Below are 21,500 nucleotides of genomic sequence, written 5' to 3' on the forward strand. Positions count from 1 at the left end.
TATGAACACTATTACTAAACATGTAGTGCTGCTTGTTCTATGCCTTATTGCAAGTACAATTACTGCTCAAGAAAAACAAAATACTGTTGTAAAAGATACAATTCCTTATCGAGCCAATGGGTTAAAAATAGATAGGCTAGAAGAAACAAAAAAGACCATAACTAATGAAGAACGTGAATTTTTAAAACAAGAAGTTGAAGTAATCAATCAACGTTTAGAGAGAGGAGAAATTACCAATACTGAAGCTGAACAATTAAAAAAGGAAGCTGCTTTGAGACGTGCAGCCAACATTGAAGATCGCATTGCTATTATAGATGCAAAAATTAATCTTTTAAAGCGAAATCCAGATATAGCTAATGTTCCAGATGATGAAGATAACTCTATGTCTATCAGTATTGGTACTAAAGGATTTGTAATCGACTTAGAAAAGGATGAAAAAAAACCACCTAAGTATGATATTAGAACAACAAATAAGTTGTTGTTCTCTATAGGTTTCAATAATGCTATTGGAGATGGTCAAGATTTAAGTAATACACCATACGAACTTGGAGGTTCTGGATTTTTAGAGTTAGGTTGGATTTGGGAAACACGTCTAGCTAAAAAGTCAAACTTTGCAAGACTTAATTATGGTTTAGCTTTTCAATGGAATAAATTAAATGTAAAAGATGATTTGTATTTTGTTCAAAATGACAATGAAACCATTTTAGAAGAATTTCCTGTGGGTTTACGAAAATCGCAATTAAGAGTGACCAATTTAGTGGTTCCTGTACATTTTGAGTTTGGACCTTCTCGATTAAAAGAATATAAAAATAGAATCCGTTATTTTACAGACCGTAAGTTTAAAGTAGGAATTGGAGGTTATGCTGGAGTACGATTAGCAACACAAAGAAAATTACGTTACAAGGAAGATGGAGATTTTGTGAAAGAAAAATCTCGACGTAGTTTTAATGCTTCTAATTTTGTTTATGGATTGAGTGGTTATGTTGGTATAGGTCAAATAGCTTTATATGCTAAATACGATTTAAATCCGTTATTTAAAGATCAAGCTATCAATCAGCATAATGTGTCTTTAGGATTACGATTTGATTTGCATTAATCATTAAAGCACTAAAAAACCGATTCAATTTGAATCGGTTTTTTATTTTATCTAAATAATTTTATTCTTCAAGATTTAAGTCAAGAATCTCTTGGTCATCAAAATCGTAAGCGTAGCATCTCCAAAAATTAGTGCCTAAGCCATTGTATTTCCAAGCAATGCTTCCGTTGTTTGTTACTTCCCAAAAACCATAATCACCTTCAGCAATTAAAGTATTTCCGTTTTTAAGTCGAACAGCTCCAGAAACTCTTCCGTGAAATAAGGCAGGATCAGTAAAACTCCACACAATGTTAGGCTCATTATTTAAGTTAGGTGTGAGTTCAAAATCATTAGGCATGTCTAGTTCATAAACAACAGATTGACCAGTATTACTTCCATTAACATAAACTAAAACATTGCCTTCTCCAGGCTCATCATCTTCTAAAAGATTAGGGAAATGATTATTGTAAAATAAGCGCGTGCCTTCGGTATTTTCATATGCATTAGGATTGCCAAAACGATACAGTAAGTCACCTCCTTTATTGTAATTTCCTCCTAAATTTGTTGCAGCTTCAGCAGTCGAAGTGCTGTGATCAATGACCCATATTTCATTATAATAATTTACACTTAAATAGATGACATCTTTAGTAGCGTCGTAATCAACACCATTAGCATGCATGATATCTCCATTGTCAACGATATTATAGTTAATATTTATGAGTTGAGGGTTGTCACTAATGTTTCCGAAATTTAAAAGTGTATCATCTTCATCTTGAATGATATGATCAAAACTTCGCCATTGCCAAACAATTTGATTGTTTGAAGGGTTTATTTCAATAAGTGTTTCAGGATAAATAGGTACAGTTGTATTAACTCCATTAGCTTGAGCTTCAGCAATGTCAATTTTTTCCCAAACTATAAATAATACATTGCCATTTGGTAAAATCTCAGTGTCATGGTGAGAGATGTAATCTTCAGATGAGTATTCGTATTCCCAGTCAATACTGCCATCATTATTTATAATTTTAACAATGCCTCCAAAACCTCCAAATGTGATTGAAGGGTTGTCAGATTTAAAAATACCTAAAAGCTTTCCTTCAGGCAATAACTCTAAGTCATTTCCAAGATTGTCGTCAAATTGCCACTCTTTTATTTTATTACCAGATTTATCTAATAAGTAAGATTGTGTGCCTCCATTTTCTACGGCTAAAGTGTAACTATTATCAATTAAATTGCCGTTGTAAACTTCAATGTTTTCGGTAAGAATTGGATCTGGAGTGTCATTTGTAGGTGCAATGTCATCATCATTTTGACAATTTAAACAGAATGCACATGTAAATAAAGCAAAGCTATATCTAAAAAATCTCATAATTATTTTTCAATAAAGGTATTAATTAATTTTAATGTAATAGTTCAAAGTTAATTCACTCACTTAGTTTTTAAAACAAATTCTTTATTTAAATTTACCTTTGCTTTTTAATTGAGTAATTTAGGCTAATAAATGATTTCAAAACAATCTATAGAAGAAGTGTTTGAAACCGCTCGTGTTGAGGAGGTTATTGGAGATTTTGTGCAATTAAAAAAGGCAGGAAGTAACTTCAAAGGTCTAAGTCCGTTTAGTGATGAACGTTCTCCTAGTTTTATGGTGTCACCTGTAAAACAAATTTGGAAAGATTTTTCTAGCGGAAAAGGAGGTAATGCTGTAACCTTTTTAATGGAACATGAACATTTTACCTATCCTGAAGCTATAAAATATTTAGCAAAAAAATATAATATTGAAATAGAAGAAACTCAACAGAGTGATGAGCAAAAGCAAGAAGCTAACGAACGTGAGAGCTTGTATTTGGTAAATGAATTTGCTAATGATTACTTTCAAAAAGTTATGTTCAAAACCGACCAAGGACAAGCAATCGGACTTAGTTATTTTAAAGAGCGTGGTTTTACTAATGAAACGATTAAAACTTTTCACCTAGGATATGCTTTAGACGAATGGCAAGCCTTTACAGATGAGGCGATGAAAAAAGGATATCAGTTAGAGTTTTTGGAAAAAACAGGACTCACAATTGTTAAAGAAGCCAAAAAGTTCGACCGTTTTAAAGGTCGTGTGATGTTTCCAATTCACAGTATGAGTGGTCGTGTTTTAGGATTTGGAGGGCGAATTTTAAAAACAGACAAAAAAGCTGCGAAATACCTAAATTCTCCTGAGAGTGAAGTCTATCATAAAAGTAAAATCCTATATGGCTTGTTTCATGCTAAAAAATACATTGCTAAGCAAGATAACTGCTATTTAGTTGAAGGTTATACAGATGTGATTCAGTTTTATCAAACAGGAATTAAAAATGTCGTTGCATCTTCGGGAACTGCATTAACTCCAGAACAAATAAGACTTGTTAATCGTTTAACAAAAAATATTACAGTGCTTTTTGATGGTGATGCCGCAGGAATTAGAGCATCAATTAGAGGTATTGATCTTATATTAGAACAAGGCATGAATGTTAAGGTCTGTACCTTTCCAGAAGGCGAGGATCCAGATAGTTTTGCTAAGCAAAATACACTTGAAGAATTGTCGGCTTACCTTGAAAACAATGCACAAGATTTTATTCAGTTTAAAGCATCTTTGTTGGTAAAAGAAGCTAATAATGATCCGATAAAAAAAGCAGAGACTATTCGAGAAATTGTGAATAGTATTTCTAAAATTCCTGACCAAATTAAAAAGGAAATCTATGTTCAAGAGTGTTCTCGAATTATGGATATTAGTGAAGAAGTACTCTTTAGTACTTTAGCACAAATCAATAAAAAAGCCAATCAAGAAGAAAATAAGGCCTATAAAGCTCAGCAAAAAGCTTTTAATGTCGTAAAGCCAGATGTTAAAGCGCCTAAAGTAGATTTGCAATATGAATTGGAGCGTAAAATCATCGAAATTTTATTGCTCTACGGAAATAAGACTGAAGATTTTGAAGACTTGGTTTTAAAAGAAGGTGATGATGGTGAGTTAAAACTTGAACCAGTAGTTCATAATGCTAAAGTGTTTGAAAAAATATATTTAGACCTGCAAGAAGATGAAATGCAATTTTCTAATTCAGTTTTTAAAACCTTGTATTATACATTAATTGACACATTGCATCAAGAATCTGAGTTTTCTACTCGTAATTTTGTGAATAAATTAGATCAAGATTTGGCTGAAGAAGTGACTACAATTTTAATGAATGATGAGCGCTACAACTTACACGATTGGGAACGCAATCATATTGTTCCTAAAGAAAAAAGCCAATCGATTCCTCAGCTTGTAAACCAAACCATTTTAACATTGCGATGTTATTTGATTGATAAAAAAGTAGCCGAATATCAAAATGAAACCCTTAAAGAAGATTCAAATTCAAGAGGAATTTTAGAAGATGTAAAAGATTATCTCGGACTTAAAATGTTGCTATCACGAAAATTAGGAAAAGTGATAAGCTAAAAAGTTTAAGTCAGCTCCATATGTTTGCCTTGGTTTACAAGGTCTATTAAATTGGTTACATTAAGTTTTTTGAATAGCCTTGCTTTGTAAGTGCTCACAGTTTTTTCGTTAATATCAAGTTCTAAAGCAATTTCTTTATTCTTTTTACCAGACGATAATAATTTTAAAACCTCTACTTCGCGAGTAGAAAGTCGTTTATAAATTCTACTTTTAGATTGCTTGGTATCATTATATTTAAGATGTTTTGACATTTTTTCACTTAAATATAAATCGCCTTTGTGTGCAAGTCTAATAGCTTTTTCGATAACTTCAGTAGATTCCGTTTTTGAAACATATCCTGATGCTCCAGCCTTTATAGTGCTTATAGCGTAAATTTCTTCAGGATGATAACTAAACATGATAATGTTAATATTACTGTGTTCTTTCTTAATAGCTCTTAATGCGGTAATTCCGTTAAGTTCGGGAAGGTCAATTTCTGAGACGATAACATCCACTTGATGGCGTCGTACAAATTCAAATATTTCTACACCACTACCAACAGTACCAATAACTTCGATGTCGTGATGTTCTTTGAATAAGAGTTCAAAGCCAGTCCTAACAATAGGATGACTATCTACTACTAATACCTTAATCATGATATTTAATTTAGTTGGTTATAAGCGACCAGAACCTAAATTGATTAAGTTCTAGAATGTGGAGATTTCAAGTGCAAAAATAGAAAAAAAATCAATAAGAATCGCTTTTTGTAGCGATTAATTCATTAATTATTTTAAATTTTTAGGAATTTCGCAAATTGGTATTGGCAACATTTTATGCTGATTATTAGTATTGTAACGTGTGAAAATTTCAAAAACTTCACGCTGTCGTCCTTCAAAATCATCAACAGTTTTTCCATTATTTTTTTGTTGCATTGCCCATTCTAATTCTGGATAAGAAGCTCCAATTTGATCTTCATCGCTTCTGGCATCACCAAAAAGTCCGTCGCTTGGTGCGGCTTTCATAATAGATTCAGGAACTTTTAGTAATTCACCAATCGCATATACTTCAGATTTTAATAAATCTGCAATCGGACTCAAATCGACACCTCCATCACCATATTTGGTGTAAAACCCAACTCCAAAATCTTCAACTTTATTTCCTGTTCCAGCAACTAATAATCCTAAAAGTCCTGCATGATAGTACAAGGTAGTCATGCGTAATCGTGCTCTTGTATTTGCTAAAGCCATATCAACAACACTTTGTTTTCCTTCAAGAGAAACTTCAGTTTTAAACTCTTCAAAAACAGGAGTTAAGTCTGTTCTTATGTCTTTTACATTTGGGAAACGTGCTTTCAATTGAGCAATATGTTCTTGTGCTCTGCTTACATGACTTTCAGCTTGATGAATTGGCATTTCAATACATAAAACGTCTAAGCCTGTTTTTGCGCAAAGTGTTGATGTTACTGCAGAATCAATTCCGCCAGAGATACCAACAACAAAACCATTTACTTTAGCATTAGTAGCATAGTTTTTAAGCCAGTTTATAATATAATCAGTAACTTTTTCTGTTTGCATTTTTATTAGAATTTATATGAAAGAATAGTACCTTTGCAAAACAAAAATAAAGCAATAGCGTTAGTAATAAAAATTAATAACACTTAAGTTTTTTTGAAACTAATTATGAAAAATTTTTCTTGTATTCTCTTTTTGTTCTTAGCTTTTTACTCGTGTAAAAATGAAAATCAAATTGAAGAAGAAATTTCTAAAATAGATATTGATTTTATAGTGGAGCGTTTTGATCGTGCGTTTTATGAAGCGACTCCAAAGGATTTGGGACAGCTAAAAAAAACATTTCCATTTTTATTTTCAAAACAAGTTCCAGATTCGATATTTACTGCACGAATGAACGATTCTTTACAAAGAGAATTATTGCAAGAAGTACATAAGAAGTTTGATGATTTTTCAACTATTGACAATGAACTTACTAAGCTATTTCAGCATTTAAAATATTACGACATTACGTTTTCTGAACCTCGTGTGGTTACTTTAACAAATGATGTTAAATATAGAGATAAGGTCATTGTAACCGATACGATTGTGCTTATTCCATTAGATAATTATTTAGGTCACGAGCATCCGTTTTATGCAAACATTCCTAGGTATATTACACAAAACATGAAAGCATCTCAAATTGTACCTAATTTGGCATCAGAGTATGCAACACGTTATATCTATCAAACGCAAAAGAAAACTCTTTTAGATGATATGATATACTTTGGAAAGCAATTGTATTTTAAAGATAAAATGATTCCTTTTAAAACCGATGAAGAAAAAATTGGTTATTCAGCAAAACAATTGGAATTTGCAAAAAATAATGAAGGACAAATTTGGACTAACTTTATCGAAAATGAATATCTATTTAGTACAGATACTAGTTTGCCTGGACGCTTTATTGCTGATGCGCCTTTTTCTAAGTTTTATTTGCAATTAGATAGAGAGTCGCCAGGACGACTAGGTCAATATATAGGTTGGCAAATTGTAAAGGCTTATATGAATAATAATGAGGTTTCTTTTTTAGATATGATGAAAAAAGATGCAGTCGAAATTTTTAATAACTCAAATTATAAACCACCTAAATAATGGCGAAAAATCATACTTCAAAAATAGAACTTAGCATTGAGCTTGATGAAAATAGAGTGCCAGAACAATTGCATTGGACTGCCGAAGATGGAGGAATTACTAATGCTGAAGCTAAAGCAATGATGCTTGCTGTTTGGGATAGTAAAGCGCAAGAAACTCTTAGAATAGATCTTTGGACTAAGGATATGCCAGTAGATGAAATGAAATTATTTTTTCATCAAACATTAGTTGAAATGAGTAAAACCTTTCACAGAGCGACTCAAGACGAAAAGATGTCGGCTACTATGATGGATTTTTGTGACTATTTTGCTGAGAAACTCGAGTTGAAAAAAAGTTAGTTTCAATAATTGAGGTCAAATAGAGAGGTAACAAGTGGTCTTTAATGAATTTAAGGATTTATCTTACTTGTATTTGCAGACTTGTAAATAGGAACAACATTAAATACTTTAGATTTTTTTGATTTGTAGTAATGATGGTTTCTAAGTTGCTTGGTCATAAACTTAGATTTGTTATAGACTTCGAAAATAAGCAGTTTGTTGTTTTTGCTTATTTCTGACTTTAGCTCTAACTTGTTTTTAGAAATCAGCCTATTGACTGTGTCTTTATATTCTAAACTCATAGATTTATGGGATCCGAAACTACTATTACTTTCATGAACAACCCAATATAAAGGAGTTGACTGGTTGATGGTTCCTTCTTTGTTAATAGAAGATGAGGTTTCTAATTCCTTTTTAATTTCAAGCGTTGTATGTTTGGCTTCAGAATTGTTTTCATTTTGTTTCTTCAAATACATCACAATTCTTTTCTTACCTAATCTTGCTTTAATAATAAAGTTTCCTAATGGGAGCTTATTAAAATCAATTGTCGTGATAGTGCTGTCAACAATTAGACTTTTAAAATAGTTCTCATTAAATATATCGACTTGACGAATATTTTGCTTGCTTTCCAAAATTAAACTATCCTTATTCTTAGTAAGAATTTGTTTTAATTCTTGAGCATCAGGATTTATATTAGGCTCAAAGGTAATTTGTTGGCTATAACTGAAGATGGTACAGAGCATGATTGCTAAAATGTAGGAGATTCTAGACATGATTTTTGAGAATTTGGTTAACATAAGATACGTATAAATATTAACATGTACGAATATTAACTTACTTTAATCTCATGTCATTTATCTGATAATTAGTAAAATGCACTTTATTTTGAAGATTGTCTCTAGTGTAAAAATAATGTCAAATAAAATTTTGTGCTTCAAAAAAACTAAAGTTAGAAATCGCTTTCTATTTCGTTGCTTGAAGCATAAAGTGGTTTTGTATTCAAAAATTTTGAAGCCTCTACTGTTTTATAATAGGTAGGATTTCTAAACTGTTTATTCATAAACTCCGATTTATTATATACTTCATATATAATAAGCGTATTGTCTTTTCCTACATTTGATTTTAATTCTCGCTTGTTTTTTGAAATGAGTCTATTTACAGCATCCTTATATTCTAATCGCATAGTTTTACTCGATCCAAAACCAGAATTGCTTTCATACACAACCCAATAATACATGGGTTTTTTAGGCTTATCAATTGTGTTTACTTTTGGTATAAATATCTGTTGTTTATTGTTAATAGTTTTTAGTTTTTGCTGAGAAGCAACGACCTCAGAAGTTTTCTGTTTTTGTTTTTTATCAGAATTAGTAAGTTCAATAGCTTCCGTTTTTTCCAAATACATGATAATCCATTGGTTCTCTACTTTGGCTTGAATTACAAAATTTCCGTATGGCAGTGTTTTAAGATCAATTTTGGTTTGATTACTATTCACAGCGATATTTTCTGAATAGTTGTCATTAAAGATTTCTACTTTAGAAATTGAATCAATACTGCTTTCTAAAAGAAGCATATGAGTTTCCTTATTAAGATCTTGTTGTAGAGAATTAGCTCTGTAATTTACATTTTTGTGAAACGTAATTTGTTGTCCATAACTAAATATAGAGAATAACATAGCTGCTAAAATGTAGGCGGTTTTAGGCATGATTTGTAGATTTGGTAATACTAAGATAGATAAAAATATTAATTTGAATGAATCTAGATTTAGATTTACAATGTTTCAATCATAGGAAACATCGATTTAACAATTTAATTTAGCTAAATTAGCCTATGCGAAAAACACTATTTGGAGTCATAATAACATTACTTATTCTATTCACATATAAATATTGTGGAGATAAAAAGGAGCATAAGATTACATTACAACAAAATTCGGCTCTAATCGAAAAGCAAATTAAAAATGTGGGTAAATTGATAGTTACCGAAGGCTATTTTAGTGAAGTGTTTACATACGAAAATTCTAAAAGTATTTTTGGCGATTTTTTAGAAGCTGAAAAAAAAGCTTTAGTAGTTGTTAATGCTGAAGTCACGATTGCTTACGATTTAAGTCAAGTTGAATATGATATTGACAAAGCAACAAAAACACTTCGCATACTTAGCCTTCCAAAAGAAGAAATAAAACTGAATCCAGATTTCGAATATTACGATATGCAGGCCGACTTTTTCAATCAATTTGAAGCTAAAGATTACAACAATATCAAAGCAACAGTTAAACAGTCTTTGATGAAAAAAGTAGAAGCATCTGAGTTAAAATCTAACGCTAAAAATAGACTCATTAGTGAACTTGCTAAATTTTATATTCTAACCAATTCTTTGGGTTGGACCTTAGAATATAAGCAGTCTTCAATCTCAGATTTTGAATCTTTAAAGAGCATTAAGTTTTAAAATGAAATCAGAAACACGTAAAAATGAAATCATTACTACTGCAGCTAAACTCTTTAAAGAAAAAGGATTTAGTGCTGTTACAATGAGAGACTTGGCAACTGCAATGGGAATTAAAGCTGCAAGTCTTTATAATCATATTAACTCTAAACAAGACATATTAAAAACTATAATCATTTCTATTGCAGAAGAATTTACTAAAGGAATGAATACTATCATTCTATCTGAAGCATCTAGTATTTCTAAACTAAAAAGTATTGTTGAATTGCATATAAATATTACAGCACATAATACCAATGAAATGGCAGCTTTAAATAACGATTGGATGCATCTCGAAGACCAGTTAGAGTATTACCTTCAGCTTAGAAATGAATATGAATCTAATTTTCTTAACATTATAAAAAAAGGAATTTATTCTTCAGAAATAAAAAAAAGCAATCCCGAAATTATTATGTTTTCAATGCTAACTACGTTACGTTCATTGTATTTATGGATTCCTAAAAAAGAAGACTTAAATGCAGGTGATTTGGCAAACGATTTAACCGAAATCCTCATTGAAGGAATCAATACACATAACAATTAAATTTTGTATCTTTGTTCTTAAACTAACAAGTGTTAGTTTGTGATTATCATTCCGAGTGAAATCGAGGAATCTTAAAAAATAAATGAAATAAATTCTCTTTTTAGTAGAAGATTAGGCTTATGGCAGAATTTCACAATTTAAAAGTTGCAAATATTTATAAGGAAACAGAAGATACTTCAGTTATTACTTTCGAAGTTCCATCAGATTTGCAAGACGCATTTAAATTTAGGCAAGGTCAACACTTAACCTTAAAAACCGATATCAACGGAGAAGACATTCGTAGATCATATTCATTGTGTTCTAGTCCTATCGAAAATCAATGGCGAGTGGCTGTAAAATTAATTCCTGGCGGAAAATTTTCAACCTACATAAATGAAAAATTAAAAACAGGAGATCAACTTGAAGTAATGACTCCAAGTGGCACATTCGGAGTTTCTGTTAAGCCTAAAACACGGAAAAATTATTTGTTTTTTGCCGCAGGCAGTGGGATTACACCAGTGCTTTCAATGATTAAAACACATCTTGAAGCTGAGCCAAATTCAACTTGCAAGTTGTTTTATGTAAACAAAACCGCAAAATCCATTATCTTTAAAGAAGAATTAGAACAGTTGAGAAATACGTATTTCGGACGATTAGAAATTTACTATTTCTTGACTAAAGAACGTCGAGATATCGAGTTGTTTAATGGAAGATTTGATGACGAAAAAATGCAAATTTTAACCAAAACATTCATTGATATTCCAGATACAAGTGAGGTGTTTCTTTGTGGTCCAGAAAAAATGGTAAACTATGTGAGTGACTATCTTGTAAATGCAGGATTGCCAAAAGAACTAGTGCATTATGAGTTGTTTGTTACTGGACTTTCAGAAGAAGATATCAAACGAGCAGAACGTTTAGCAAAACAAAATGTTGAAGGTGTTGAGGTGACAATCATTGATGGCGGAAAAGAGTTTGAGTTTACAATGACTAAAGAATACGACAACATTCTTGATGCAGCTTTAGGTGCTGGAGCCGATTTGCCATTTGCTTGTAAAGGAGGTGTTTGCAGTACCTGTAAATGCCAAGTCATAGAAGGTCAAGTAGAGATGAAAATTAATTATGCGCTTGAAGAAAAAGAAGTCGCTCAAAATTTCGTTTTAAGTTGTCAAGCAGTACCAACAACAGATAAAGTAATCGTCGATTTCGACGTGTAAAATTCCTTTAAAAAAAAGGAATCTTAAAATAATAATTTTGGCGTTACCCTTTTTTGCTCTTAATGGCAAAAAAGCGTCAGGCTTTCGCAAGTCGCTATCAGAGATGAGCTCCAACAATTGCTCAATCCTTAACGCGCCAACAGCAAAAGGTCAACAGCCAACAGCTAATAAAAAAGAAGTTCAACAAGCTAAAGGCTAATAGCCAACAGCTAAAAGCTTAAAAAAATGAGTGAAGAACAATTAAAAAATCTTGAAAAGGAATTCGATGCACGTATCGCAAGAGACGAAAAAATCGAACCCAAAGATTGGATGCCAGAAAAATATCGTAAAACACATATCAGACAAATGTCTCAGCATGCACATTCTGAAATTGTTGGGATGCTTCCCGAAGGAAACTGGATTACTAGAGCACCTTCTTTAAGACGTAAAGTAGCACTATTAGCTAAAGTGCAAGATGAAGCTGGTCATGGTCTGTATTTGTACTCAGCTACCGAAACTTTAGGCGTATCAAGAGATGAGTTATATGAGCAACTACATACTGGTAAAGCTAAATATTCAAGTATCTTTAATTATCCAACCATAACTTGGGCAGACATGGGAGCCATTGGTTGGCTGGTTGATGGAGCAGCAATTATCAATCAAGTACCTTTATGTAATACATCGTATGGTCCTTATGCAAGAGCCATGATTCGTGTGTGCAAAGAAGAAAGTTTTCACCAACGTCAAGGTTATGAAATCATGATAAAATTGGCTAACGGAACACCAGAGCAAAAAGAAATGGCTCAAGATGCACTCAACCGTTGGTGGTGGCCAAGTCTTATGATGTTAGGTCCAACAGATGATGTGTCAGTTCACACCGAACAATCCATGAAATGGAAATTAAAACGAAAATCAAACGACGATTTACGTCAGCAGTTTATTGACCAAACTGTTCCTCAAGCAGATTTAATCGGATTATCAATTCCTGATCCAGATTTAAAATGGAATGAAGCACGTCAGAGTTACGATTTTGGTGAGATTGATTGGGACGAATTTTGGCAAGTCGTAAAAGGTCATGGACCAATGAATAGAGAACGAATGAAAGCAAGAGTTGGAGCTTGGGAACGAGGCGAATGGGTTCGTGATGCAGCTATGGCACATGCCGAAAAGAAACAAGAAAGAAAACAAAAACAAGCAGTATAAATTTTATCGTCAGTTCGAGTGAAATTGCTTTTTAGCAATTTTGTATCGAGAATAAGATGAAACAATACATAAAAATTATGTCAACAAAAAACTGGCCACTTTGGGAAATCTTCGTAAGAAGTAAAAACGGATTAGAACACAGGCATTTTGGTAGCCTACATGCAGCAGATGCTGAAATGGCTCTCGAAAACGCAAGAGATGTTTACACCAGGCGCAATGAAGGTGTTAGTATTTGGGTTGTAGAATCAAAGCATATTACAGCTTCAAATCCAGAACATAATGGCGAATTATTTGAGCCTGCTCAAGATAAAGTTTATCGTCATCCAACATTTTACGATTTACCAGACGAAGTAAAACATATGTAACAAATTCCTACGCAGGCAGGAATCTTATTATCAAAACTAAATGACATGCTGAGCTAGTGGAAGCATCTCAATTGAGTAAAAATGAAAAACAAAAATTTATACAACTACATATTAGGTGTCGCAGATAATAGTCTCATCCTTGGGCAACGTTTAGGCGAACTAACAGGCCATGGTCCAAGTTTAGAAACAGATATCGCTTGTACTAATATTTCTTTAGATTTATTCGGACAAGTGCGAAGCTATTTTCAATACGCAGCAAAAATTGCAGGTGACAATAGAACTGAAGACGATATTGCCATGCTTCGTAAAGAACGCGAATACAAAAATGTATTATTAGTAGAGCAACCTAATACAAATTTTGCCTACACGATTGGTCGTCAATTTTTATTTGATGTGTATCACTTAGCGTTTCTTTCAGAATTACAGAAAAGTACAGACTTAACATTGTCTGCCATTGCAAATAAGTGTATTAAAGAAGTGAGTTATCATGTACGTTTCTCATCAGATTGGGTAAAACGTTTAGGTGACGGAACAGAAGAAAGCAAGAAGAAAATGCAAGAAGCTATCAATGATTTGTGGACTTACACAGATGAATTGTTTCATCAAACCGAAGCTGATATAGCTATGGTTTCTGAAGGCGTTGGTGTAGATGTGACCAAACTAAAGGATGAGTATTACAAACAAATAGGTGAACTTTTAAATGAAGCAACACTTGATGTTCCTCAATCCAAATGGTTCCAAAAAGGAGGAAAAAAGGGCATTCATACAGAACATTTAGGGTATTTACTTGCTGACTTGCAATATATGCAACGCACCTATCCAAATATGGAGTGGTAAAGAATCCTAAACCGAACTTGAATTCGAATCTAATATGAAGTTGAATTGTTAGATTTAGATTTCAGTTTCAAATAAATATGACTGCAACAGAACAACATATAGACCATACTTTAATTCCAATACTGGAAAAAATTTCAGATCCTGAAATTCCAGTATTATCCATTATGGATATGGGAGTTGTACGTTCTGCTGTTATCAAAGATGGTATTGTTAAAGTAGAAATTACACCAACCTACAGTGGCTGTCCAGCAATGGATGTCATTGGCGACGATATCAAAAAAGCATTACACGATGCAGGTTACGAATCTGTTGTCGATTTGATTTTGCATCCAGCTTGGACGACCGATTGGATCACACCTAGAGGTCGAAAAGCTCTAGAAGATTATGGGATAGCAGCACCTTTAGAAGCCGAAGCCGATAAAGATGCATTGCTAAACGAAAAACGAATCGTTAAGTGTACCAATTGTGGTTCGCAAAATACACGATTGGTAAGTCAATTTGGCTCAACAGCATGCAAGGCACAATTTCAATGCGAAGATTGCCATGAGCCATTCGACTATTTTAAATGTTTAAAATGACAACTTGATCAGATCTTAAACTCTTGTACTAAGCATAGTCAAAGTATGATTTAAGATCATATCAAAGATTAATTAAATAAGTATAGCGTTACCCAAGGGTCAGGCTTTCGGCAGTCGCTCTTTTCAAGGAGCTCCAACAAAGCCTCAATCCTTAACGCAAAACAAAAATAAGGTATGAGCAATAATTCAATTCTTTTAAAAATTGAAAACAAAGTAGCGTACATCACGCTCAACAGACCAGAAGTCTTTAATAGTTTCAATCGCGAAATGGCTTTAAGTTTACAATCCATTATGGACGATTGTGAAACCAACGATGCCGTTAGAGCCATTGTATTAACTGGAAACGGAAAAGCATTTTGTGCTGGACAGGATTTAAAAGAAGTCACAGATCCCGATTTAAATCCTGGGTTTAAAAAAATACTTGAAGAACATTACAATCCAATCATTACCAGAATACGTAATATTAAAAAACCTATTGTAGCAGCAGTTAATGGTGTTGCTGCAGGAGCAGGAGCAAACATTGCTTTGGCTTGTGATATTGTGGTAGCTCATGAAAAAGTAAGTTTTATTCAAGCGTTTAGCTTAATCGGTTTGGTTCCAGATAGTGCAGGAACCTTCTTTTTACCTCGATTAGTCGGATTTCAAAAAGCCTCAGCTCTAGCAATGTTAGGCGATAAAATTTCCGCTGAAGAAGCCGAACGATTAGGAATGATTTACAAATGTGTGTCTTTAGAAGAGTTTGATGAAAATATAAACAAATTGGCTTTAAAATTAGCTAATATGCCAACCAAGGCTTTGGGTATGATTAAAGAATTATTCAATCAATCTATCACTAATACTTTAGATGAACAATTGGCATTAGAATCTAAATTACAAATCGAAGCAGCACAAAGTGAAGATTATAAAGAAGGTGTTGCAGCATTTATCGAAAAACGTAAACCAAACTTTAAAGGAAGATAATAAAAACAAGTGTCACCCTGAGCGTAGTCGAAGGGTCTCATTAATAATTTTGCTATGAGTTCGAGAAAAGTCAAGAACAAAGTAAAATTGCAATAGAAGTTTAATAAAAAAGATTCCTGATTTTGCAGGAAATGATATGAATATAGGAATTATAGGTTCAGGAACCATGGGAAGTGGTATTGCACAAGTTGCTGCAACATCTGGTTGTCAAGTAAAATTATACGACACCAACCAATTAGCATTAGATAAAGCAAAAGCAAGTCTTGAAAAAATATTAAATCGTCTCATTGAAAAAGGACGCATTGACGATGCCGAAAAAATGAGAATACAAGGTAATATCTCGTATGTCGATAGTCTAAAGGATTTAGAGGATTCTAACTTGATCATTGAAGCGATTATTGAAAACCTAGAGATTAAAAAGAAAGTGTTTTCAGAATTAGAAAGCTATGTTTCTCAAGACTGTATCATTGCTTCAAACACGTCGAGTTTATCAATTGCATCTATTGCTGCATCACTAGAGAAACCAGAACGTTGCATCGGAATTCACTTTTTTAATCCAGCACCTTTGATGAAGTTGGTTGAGGTCATTCCTGCCATTCAAACTTCAAAAGCAGTTTTAGAGACAGCAGTTCAAACCATTTCCAATTGGAAGAAAGTTGTTGCTGTAGCTAAAGATACACCAGGATTTATCGTAAATAGAGTTGCACGACCATTCTATGGTGAAGCTTTAAGAATTTATGAAGAAGGCATAGCCGATTTTGTAACAATAGACACAGCAATGAAAACGGTTGGTGGTTTCAGAATGGGACCATTTGAACTTATGGATTTTATTGGAAACGATGTCAATTATACAGTAACAGAAACCGTGTTTACAGCATTCTATTTTGACCCTAGATATAAACCAGCATTTACCCAAAAACGTTTTGCTGAAGCTGGATATTTAGGTCGTAAATCTGGAAAAGGCTATTACGATTATGACGAAAATGGTCGAATTGTCATTCCGAGCAAAGCGAAGGAATCTCAAGATGTCATGTCGAGCGCAGTCGAGACATCTCTATCTGAAAAGATTTTCAACCGCGTTTTAATCATGCTCATCAATGAAGCTGCAGATGCACTATTTTTAAACATTGCTTCCGCAGAAGACATAGACAATGCCATGACCAAAGGTGTCAATTATCCAAAAGGGCTATTGGCTTGGGCAGATGAAAAAGGCATAGATTGGTGCGTTTCTAAGTTAGATGAACTCTATAACGAATACCATGAAGATCGTTACCGTTGTAGTCCGTTATTAAGGAAGATGAATAGAGAAAATAAAACGTTTTTTAATTAGTACTGTCATTCAGAGCACTACTTTCAATCAAAAATATATTTTTGATTGAAAGTAAATTGCGAAGCAACCGAGGAATCTCATAATAAGATTGCCACGTCCTTCGTCCTCGAAATGACAAAAATAACAAAATATTACCTTGAGCGCAGTCGAAAGGTCTCATAATAAGATTACCTCTTTCGAAGAAAATAAATATGAAAGGAGAACAAATACCATACAAAATGCTAAGTCTAGATGCTTATAGTCAATGGTTAGGGATTGAGATTTTAGAATGTGAAATAGGTCGTTGCAAAGTTGGTATGACGATTCGTAAAGAAATGCTTAATAGTATGAACAAAGCACATGGTGGAATTAGCTATTCGTTAGCAGATACTGCTTTTGGTTTTGCTGCGAATACGCATGGTAAATATGCAGTTTCAATTGAAACGAGTATCAATCACATTGAAGCATTAAATGAAGGAGATTATTTAACTGCTGAATCAGTAATTGAAAAAGTAAATAATAAATTAGGCTTCAACATCATTGAAGTAAAGCGTGACGATGAATTAGTTGCGCTTTTTAAAGGTGTTGTATATAGAACTCAAAAAGATTGGGAAGAAAATGATTAACGATTGAAGGTTAATGATTAGTGAATTTTGATTTAAAAATTCAACAATCAACAATCAACAATCAACAATTTAAAATCAAACATGGAAGCATACATAATAGACGGAGTGCGAACTCCAATAGGAAATTACAAAGGAACACTATCTGCTGTGAGAACAGACGATTTAGGCGCATTAGTAATAAAAGAAGTAGTTGAACGAAATCCAAACATCCCAAAAAAAGCATATGATGATGTGATAATGGGTTGTGCCAATCAAGCAGGTGAAGATAATCGCAATGTGGCAAGAATGGCATCCTTATTAGCAGGATTGCCATTTACAGTTCCTGGAGAAACGGTTAACCGACTTTGCAGCTCTGGATTATCAGCAATCATTCATGCCAATCGAGCAATTAAAGCAGGTGATGGAGATTTATTCATTGCTGGTGGTGTTGAAAATATGACACGTGGACCATATGTTATGGCAAAGCCTTCAACTGCTTTTGGAGGTGATTCTAAACTATACGATTCTACATTTGGATGGCGTTTTATTAATCCGAAAATGCAAGAAATGTATGGAACTGATGGTATGGGAAACACTGCTGAGAATTTGGTCGAAAAATATGCCATTTCTCGAGCAGATCAAGATAAGTTTGCTTATTGGAGTCAAATGAAAGCTACAACAGCTCAAGAAAACGGAAGACTCGCTAAAGAAGTTGTAACTGTCGAAATACCTCAACGTAAAAAAGATCCAATCCGATTTGCTAAAGATGAGTTTGTTAAACCAAATACTTCTCTTGAAGTTTTAGGAAAGTTACGACCTGCTTTTAAAAAGGAAGGCGGAAGCGTAACTGCTGGGAACTCTTCAGGATTGAATGATGGAGCAGCAGCAACAATTATCGCTTCACAAGATGCTGTTGAAAAATACAACCTTAAACCATTAGCAAGGATTGTAAGTTCTGCAGTTGTAGGTGTCGAACCGAGAATTATGGGAATTGGTCCAGTTGAGGCGTCTAATAAAGCTCTAGAAAAAGCAGGATTAACCATGAATGATATAAATGTTATTGAATTAAACGAGGCTTTTGCAGCTCAAGCATTAGCGTGCACTCGAGCTTGGGGATTAGCAGATGATGATCCAAGACTAAACCCAAATGGAGGCTCAATCGCTATTGGTCATCCATTAGGTGTTACAGGTACAAGAATCGCTTATTCTGCAGCACTAGAATTACAAGAACAGCAAAAACGCTATGCCTTAATTACCATGTGTATTGGAGTTGGTCAAGGGTATGCTTGTATTATCGAAAATACAAACTTATAATAGATGTTACCTAGAGCGCAGTCGAGAGGTATCAATTGAAAAGATAAAGTTAATGATTTAAGATTGTCGATTTAAGAAGTTTAAAAACCAAAAATCACTGATTCAAGAATCTCAAATAATGAAAAATGAATAAGATTCCACACTACGTCCAAGGACAATGGACTACAGGTAAAGAAGAAGGAACACCAATCCTTGATGCGATAACAGGTGAAGCCTTCGCAAGCGTAGCAACTGAAGGATTAGATATTTCAGAAATCTTAAACTACGGAAGAACAAAAGGAAGCGAACAACTTCGAAAAATGACGTTCCAAGAGCGTGGGAATATGCTCAAAAAATTAGCATTTTATCTTGTAAAGCGAAAAGATGTATTTTATGAGTTGAGCTACAGAACTGGAGCTACCAAGATTGATAGTTGGATAGATATTGAAGGCGGTTTTGGGAACTTGTTTGCTAACGCATCGTTGCGTAAATTGTTTCCTAACCAATCTTATCATGTCGAAGGTGATCCAGTCGATTTATCGAGAGGTGGACGTTTTATGGCACATCATATCATGGTACCTAAAAAAGGTGTTGCTGTTCATATCAACGCTTTTAACTTTCCAGTTTGGGGAATGCTCGAAAAATGTGCTGTAAATTGGATGGCAGGTGTTCCAGCAGTTGTATTGCCTGCACCTTCATCCTCGTATTTAGCTGAAGCTGTAGCACGAACAATTATAGATTCAGGAATATTACCAGAAGGTGCATTACAAATTATTAACGGAACAGTTAAAACCATTTTAGATACTGTAGAATCTCAAGATGTAGTAACCTTTACAGGTTCTGCACAAACAGGAAGATTGTTAAAAGCACATCCAAGATTAATTCAGGAGTCAGTACCATTTACTATGGAAGCAGATTCTTTAAACGCTTCTATATTAGGAGAGGATGCAGTTCCTGGAACACCAGAGTTCGACTTGTTTATTAAAGAAGTTCGAAAAGAAATGACTGTTAAAGCTGGTCAAAAATGTACAGCCATTAGACGAATTATCGTTCCTGAAAACTTAATAGAGGATGTTCAAATTTCTTTAGGAAAAGCATTAGATAAAATTACTATAGGAGACCCAAGATTGAAAGAAGTCAGAATGGGATCTTTGGTAAGTCATCAGCAAGTTCAAGCTGTTAAAGCTTCAGTAAGTGATTTGGCTAAAGAAGCGCAAATCGTTTATGGTGGTTTAGATAAAATTGAAACCATTGGAGCTGATGCTAAAAAAGGCGCATTTATAAGTCCAATACTTTTACGAGCTGATCATCCATTTAAAAGCACGATTATTCATGAGCGCGAAGCTTTTGGTCCTGTAAGTACAATAATGCCATATAAAAATTTAGATGAAGCGATTGCCTTAGCGCAAATGGGTAAAGGATCTTTAGTATCTTCAATAGCAACAAATGACGATAGAATTGCTAAAGATTATGTTGTAAATGCTGCATCTCATCATGGAAGAATATTGGTTTTAAATCGTGAAAGTGCAAAAGAAAGTACTGGTCATGGTTCACCTTTACCATACCTAGTTCATGGAGGTCCTGGTCGTGCTGGTGGTGGAGAAGAAATGGGAGGTGTTCGTGGTATTAAACATTATTTGCAACGTACAGCTATTCAAGGATCACCAACAACGATTACTGAAATCACAGGTGTTTACCAACAAAATGCCAAATATAAAGAAGCTGAAGAGCATCCATTTCAATACCATTGGGAAGACATTCAGCCAGGTATGTCGCTTAAAACTCACAATCGTACTTTAACAGATACTGATATCATTAATTTTGCGAATCTTACTTGGGATCATTTCTATGCGCATACAGATATCACATCTTTAGACGGAAGCATCTTCGAAAAGAGAACAGCTCATGGTTATTTTATTATTTCGGCTGCAGCTGGATTATTTGTCTACCCAAATAAAGGACCAGTTTCGGCTAATTATGGTTTAGATAGTATTCGATTTTTACGACCATTGTATCATAACGATACGATTTATGTACGTTTAACTTGCAAGGAAAAAGTAGATCGTGATGTTGCTTCAGCAGAACACCCAAGCGGAATTGTTAAATGGCATGTTGAAGTATTTGATGCCAATTTTGAAAACAGACCAGAAAGTCAAAAAACAGAAAAAGATAGTCCGTTAGTTGCTGTGGCAACCATTTTAACTATGGTTCAAAAGAAACAAGAGACTTTTATAGAGATGACCGATGAAAAGATTGATGAATGTTTAGAAAAGCTTTCAGAAGACATCAAACCAAAATGGGGAATCATGACGCCACAACATATGGTTGAACATTTGGAATATACCTATAGAATTGCTTCAGGTGAAATTCAAGATTTCGACATTGCAACACCCGAAAAGATTTTGGAAAAGGTGCATAATTCGCTGTATAACTATGAGAAGTTTCCGAAGAATTCCAATTTTCCATTGTTAGAAAAAGACAAATTAGACGATTTAAAATATCCAGATTTAGAAACAGCAAAAGCAAAGTTTTTAGAAGTTAGAGAAAACTATAAGAATTTCTTTAAAGAACACCCACAAGCCGTTTTAAAGAATTTGGTGTTTGGTGAATTAAATCGCTACGAATCGTATCTTTTGGAACGCAAGCATTTAAATCATCACTTTGAGCAATTCGGGTTAATATAGTT

21 protein-coding genes are annotated in these 21,500 nt (G+C 33.6%); 16 read left to right on the forward strand and 5 right to left on the reverse strand.

Features of this window, described 5'->3' with window-relative positions; translation table 11 throughout:
• Position 1: 1 nt before the first annotated feature.
• Positions 2-1,096: a hypothetical protein gene (locus ACP15M_RS13260; RefSeq protein ID WP_425077687.1), complete on the forward strand. Its 1,095-nt coding sequence runs from the start codon at positions 2-4 to the stop codon at positions 1,094-1,096.
• 61 nt (positions 1,097-1,157) lie between these two features.
• Here the strand turns inward: ACP15M_RS13260 and ACP15M_RS13265 are convergent, their stop codons facing one another.
• Complete coding sequence (locus ACP15M_RS13265; RefSeq protein WP_425077688.1) at positions 1,158-2,444, reverse strand: aryl-sulfate sulfotransferase; 1,287 nt, start codon at positions 2,442-2,444, stop codon at positions 1,158-1,160.
• Between the two features lie 132 nt (positions 2,445-2,576).
• Between ACP15M_RS13265 and dnaG the strand changes: the two genes are divergently transcribed.
• A complete protein-coding gene (gene dnaG / locus ACP15M_RS13270) occupies positions 2,577-4,535 on the forward strand; it encodes a DNA primase (RefSeq protein ID WP_425077689.1) in 1,959 nt (652 codons plus the stop codon).
• A 5-nt stretch (positions 4,536-4,540) separates the two neighbouring features.
• Here the strand turns inward: dnaG and ACP15M_RS13275 are convergent, their stop codons facing one another.
• Together ACP15M_RS13275 and nadE are read right to left on the reverse strand one after the other, a co-directional pair.
• Positions 4,541-5,170, reverse strand: a complete 630-nt coding sequence (locus ACP15M_RS13275; RefSeq protein WP_425077690.1) for a response regulator transcription factor — start codon at positions 5,168-5,170, stop codon at positions 4,541-4,543.
• 129 nt (positions 5,171-5,299) lie between these two features.
• Complete coding sequence (gene nadE / locus ACP15M_RS13280; RefSeq protein ID WP_425077691.1) at positions 5,300-6,088, reverse strand: NAD(+) synthase; 789 nt, start codon at positions 6,086-6,088, stop codon at positions 5,300-5,302.
• Positions 6,089-6,193: 105 nt separating this feature from the next.
• Here nadE and gldB point away from each other — a divergent pair, with 105 nt between their 5' ends.
• Entirely contained in the window at positions 6,194-7,153 is a 960-nt protein-coding gene (gene gldB, locus ACP15M_RS13285) for a gliding motility lipoprotein GldB (RefSeq protein ID WP_425077692.1), read from the forward strand.
• Positions 7,153-7,491, forward strand: a complete 339-nt coding sequence (gene gldC, locus ACP15M_RS13290) for a gliding motility protein GldC (RefSeq protein WP_425077693.1) — start codon at positions 7,153-7,155, stop codon at positions 7,489-7,491. Before gldB ends, gldC begins: the two co-directional genes overlap by 1 nt.
• Positions 7,492-7,541: 50 nt before the next feature.
• Here gldC and ACP15M_RS13295 read toward each other — a convergent pair whose 3' ends face one another.
• Positions 7,542-8,243, reverse strand: coding sequence for a hypothetical protein (locus ACP15M_RS13295; protein WP_425077694.1), 702 nt, complete (start codon positions 8,241-8,243; stop codon positions 7,542-7,544).
• Positions 8,244-8,419: 176 nt separating this feature from the next.
• The gene (locus ACP15M_RS13300; RefSeq protein WP_425077695.1) at positions 8,420-9,172 is read right to left on the reverse strand and encodes a hypothetical protein; all 753 of its coding nucleotides are present in this window, start codon (positions 9,170-9,172) and stop codon (positions 8,420-8,422) included.
• A 125-nt stretch (positions 9,173-9,297) separates the two neighbouring features.
• Between ACP15M_RS13300 and ACP15M_RS13305 the strand changes: the two genes are divergently transcribed.
• The 12 genes from ACP15M_RS13305 (at position 9,298) to paaZ (ending at position 21,498) form a co-directional block, all read left to right on the forward strand.
• On the forward strand, positions 9,298-9,912 hold the full coding sequence (locus tag ACP15M_RS13305; RefSeq protein ID WP_425077696.1) for a DUF4230 domain-containing protein: 615 nt from the start codon (positions 9,298-9,300) through the stop codon (positions 9,910-9,912).
• Between the two features lies 1 nt (position 9,913).
• Complete coding sequence (locus ACP15M_RS13310) at positions 9,914-10,492, forward strand: TetR/AcrR family transcriptional regulator (protein WP_425077697.1); 579 nt, start codon at positions 9,914-9,916, stop codon at positions 10,490-10,492.
• Between the two features lie 119 nt (positions 10,493-10,611).
• On the forward strand, positions 10,612-11,685 hold the full coding sequence (gene paaE / locus ACP15M_RS13315) for a 1,2-phenylacetyl-CoA epoxidase subunit PaaE (protein WP_425077698.1): 1,074 nt from the start codon (positions 10,612-10,614) through the stop codon (positions 11,683-11,685).
• Positions 11,686-11,910: 225 nt separating this feature from the next.
• Positions 11,911-12,867 carry a 1,2-phenylacetyl-CoA epoxidase subunit PaaA gene (gene paaA, locus ACP15M_RS13320; RefSeq protein ID WP_425077699.1) on the forward strand — a complete coding sequence of 319 codons (957 nt, stop codon included), beginning with the start codon at positions 11,911-11,913 and terminating at the stop codon, positions 12,865-12,867.
• Between the two features lie 77 nt (positions 12,868-12,944).
• Positions 12,945-13,232: a 1,2-phenylacetyl-CoA epoxidase subunit PaaB gene (gene paaB / locus ACP15M_RS13325; RefSeq protein WP_425077700.1), complete on the forward strand. Its 288-nt coding sequence runs from the start codon at positions 12,945-12,947 to the stop codon at positions 13,230-13,232.
• Between the two features lie 81 nt (positions 13,233-13,313).
• Positions 13,314-14,069: a 1,2-phenylacetyl-CoA epoxidase subunit PaaC gene (paaC, locus tag ACP15M_RS13330; protein WP_425077701.1), complete on the forward strand. Its 756-nt coding sequence runs from the start codon at positions 13,314-13,316 to the stop codon at positions 14,067-14,069.
• 77 nt (positions 14,070-14,146) lie between these two features.
• Entirely contained in the window at positions 14,147-14,647 is a 501-nt protein-coding gene (gene paaD, locus ACP15M_RS13335) for a 1,2-phenylacetyl-CoA epoxidase subunit PaaD (RefSeq protein ID WP_425077702.1), read from the forward strand.
• A 174-nt stretch (positions 14,648-14,821) separates the two neighbouring features.
• Positions 14,822-15,607, forward strand: a complete 786-nt coding sequence (locus tag ACP15M_RS13340; protein WP_425077703.1) for an enoyl-CoA hydratase-related protein — start codon at positions 14,822-14,824, stop codon at positions 15,605-15,607.
• A gap of 136 nt (positions 15,608-15,743) precedes the next feature.
• A complete protein-coding gene (locus ACP15M_RS13345; protein ID WP_425077704.1) occupies positions 15,744-16,937 on the forward strand; it encodes a 3-hydroxyacyl-CoA dehydrogenase NAD-binding domain-containing protein in 1,194 nt (397 codons plus the stop codon).
• A gap of 191 nt (positions 16,938-17,128) precedes the next feature.
• A complete protein-coding gene (locus ACP15M_RS13350; protein ID WP_425077705.1) occupies positions 17,129-17,542 on the forward strand; it encodes a PaaI family thioesterase in 414 nt (137 codons plus the stop codon).
• Between the two features lie 81 nt (positions 17,543-17,623).
• Positions 17,624-18,835: a 3-oxoadipyl-CoA thiolase gene (pcaF, locus tag ACP15M_RS13355; protein WP_425077706.1), complete on the forward strand. Its 1,212-nt coding sequence runs from the start codon at positions 17,624-17,626 to the stop codon at positions 18,833-18,835.
• A gap of 125 nt (positions 18,836-18,960) precedes the next feature.
• Complete coding sequence (gene paaZ / locus ACP15M_RS13360) at positions 18,961-21,498, forward strand: phenylacetic acid degradation bifunctional protein PaaZ (RefSeq protein WP_425077707.1); 2,538 nt, start codon at positions 18,961-18,963, stop codon at positions 21,496-21,498.
• The last annotated feature ends 2 nt before the right edge of the window (positions 21,499-21,500 follow it).

This window comes from Psychroserpens sp. S379A (genome assembly GCF_049800755.1).
Lineage (GTDB): Bacteria > Bacteroidota > Bacteroidia > Flavobacteriales > Flavobacteriaceae > Psychroserpens.

Bases quoted from the DNA above. Each gene is read 5' to 3' on its own strand.
- ACP15M_RS13260 (WP_425077687.1), top strand. From the start codon at position 2: ATGAACACTATTACTAAACATGTAGTGCTGCTTGTTCTATGCCTTATT.
- ACP15M_RS13265 (WP_425077688.1), bottom strand. From the start codon at position 2,444: ATGAGATTTTTTAGATATAGCTTTGCTTTATTTACATGTGCATTCTGT.
- dnaG (WP_425077689.1), top strand. From the start codon at position 2,577: ATGATTTCAAAACAATCTATAGAAGAAGTGTTTGAAACCGCTCGTGTT.
- ACP15M_RS13275 (WP_425077690.1), bottom strand. From the start codon at position 5,170: ATGATTAAGGTATTAGTAGTAGATAGTCATCCTATTGTTAGGACTGGC.
- nadE (WP_425077691.1), bottom strand. From the start codon at position 6,088: ATGCAAACAGAAAAAGTTACTGATTATATTATAAACTGGCTTAAAAAC.
- gldB (WP_425077692.1), top strand. From the start codon at position 6,194: ATGAAAAATTTTTCTTGTATTCTCTTTTTGTTCTTAGCTTTTTACTCG.
- gldC (WP_425077693.1), top strand. From the start codon at position 7,153: ATGGCGAAAAATCATACTTCAAAAATAGAACTTAGCATTGAGCTTGAT.
- ACP15M_RS13295 (WP_425077694.1), bottom strand. From the start codon at position 8,243: ATGTCTAGAATCTCCTACATTTTAGCAATCATGCTCTGTACCATCTTC.
- ACP15M_RS13300 (WP_425077695.1), bottom strand. From the start codon at position 9,172: ATGCCTAAAACCGCCTACATTTTAGCAGCTATGTTATTCTCTATATTT.
- ACP15M_RS13305 (WP_425077696.1), top strand. From the start codon at position 9,298: ATGCGAAAAACACTATTTGGAGTCATAATAACATTACTTATTCTATTC.
- ACP15M_RS13310 (WP_425077697.1), top strand. From the start codon at position 9,914: ATGAAATCAGAAACACGTAAAAATGAAATCATTACTACTGCAGCTAAA.
- paaE (WP_425077698.1), top strand. From the start codon at position 10,612: ATGGCAGAATTTCACAATTTAAAAGTTGCAAATATTTATAAGGAAACA.
- paaA (WP_425077699.1), top strand. From the start codon at position 11,911: ATGAGTGAAGAACAATTAAAAAATCTTGAAAAGGAATTCGATGCACGT.
- paaB (WP_425077700.1), top strand. From the start codon at position 12,945: ATGTCAACAAAAAACTGGCCACTTTGGGAAATCTTCGTAAGAAGTAAA.
- paaC (WP_425077701.1), top strand. From the start codon at position 13,314: ATGAAAAACAAAAATTTATACAACTACATATTAGGTGTCGCAGATAAT.
- paaD (WP_425077702.1), top strand. From the start codon at position 14,147: ATGACTGCAACAGAACAACATATAGACCATACTTTAATTCCAATACTG.
- ACP15M_RS13340 (WP_425077703.1), top strand. From the start codon at position 14,822: ATGAGCAATAATTCAATTCTTTTAAAAATTGAAAACAAAGTAGCGTAC.
- ACP15M_RS13345 (WP_425077704.1), top strand. From the start codon at position 15,744: ATGAATATAGGAATTATAGGTTCAGGAACCATGGGAAGTGGTATTGCA.
- ACP15M_RS13350 (WP_425077705.1), top strand. From the start codon at position 17,129: ATGAAAGGAGAACAAATACCATACAAAATGCTAAGTCTAGATGCTTAT.
- pcaF (WP_425077706.1), top strand. From the start codon at position 17,624: ATGGAAGCATACATAATAGACGGAGTGCGAACTCCAATAGGAAATTAC.
- paaZ (WP_425077707.1), top strand. From the start codon at position 18,961: ATGAATAAGATTCCACACTACGTCCAAGGACAATGGACTACAGGTAAA.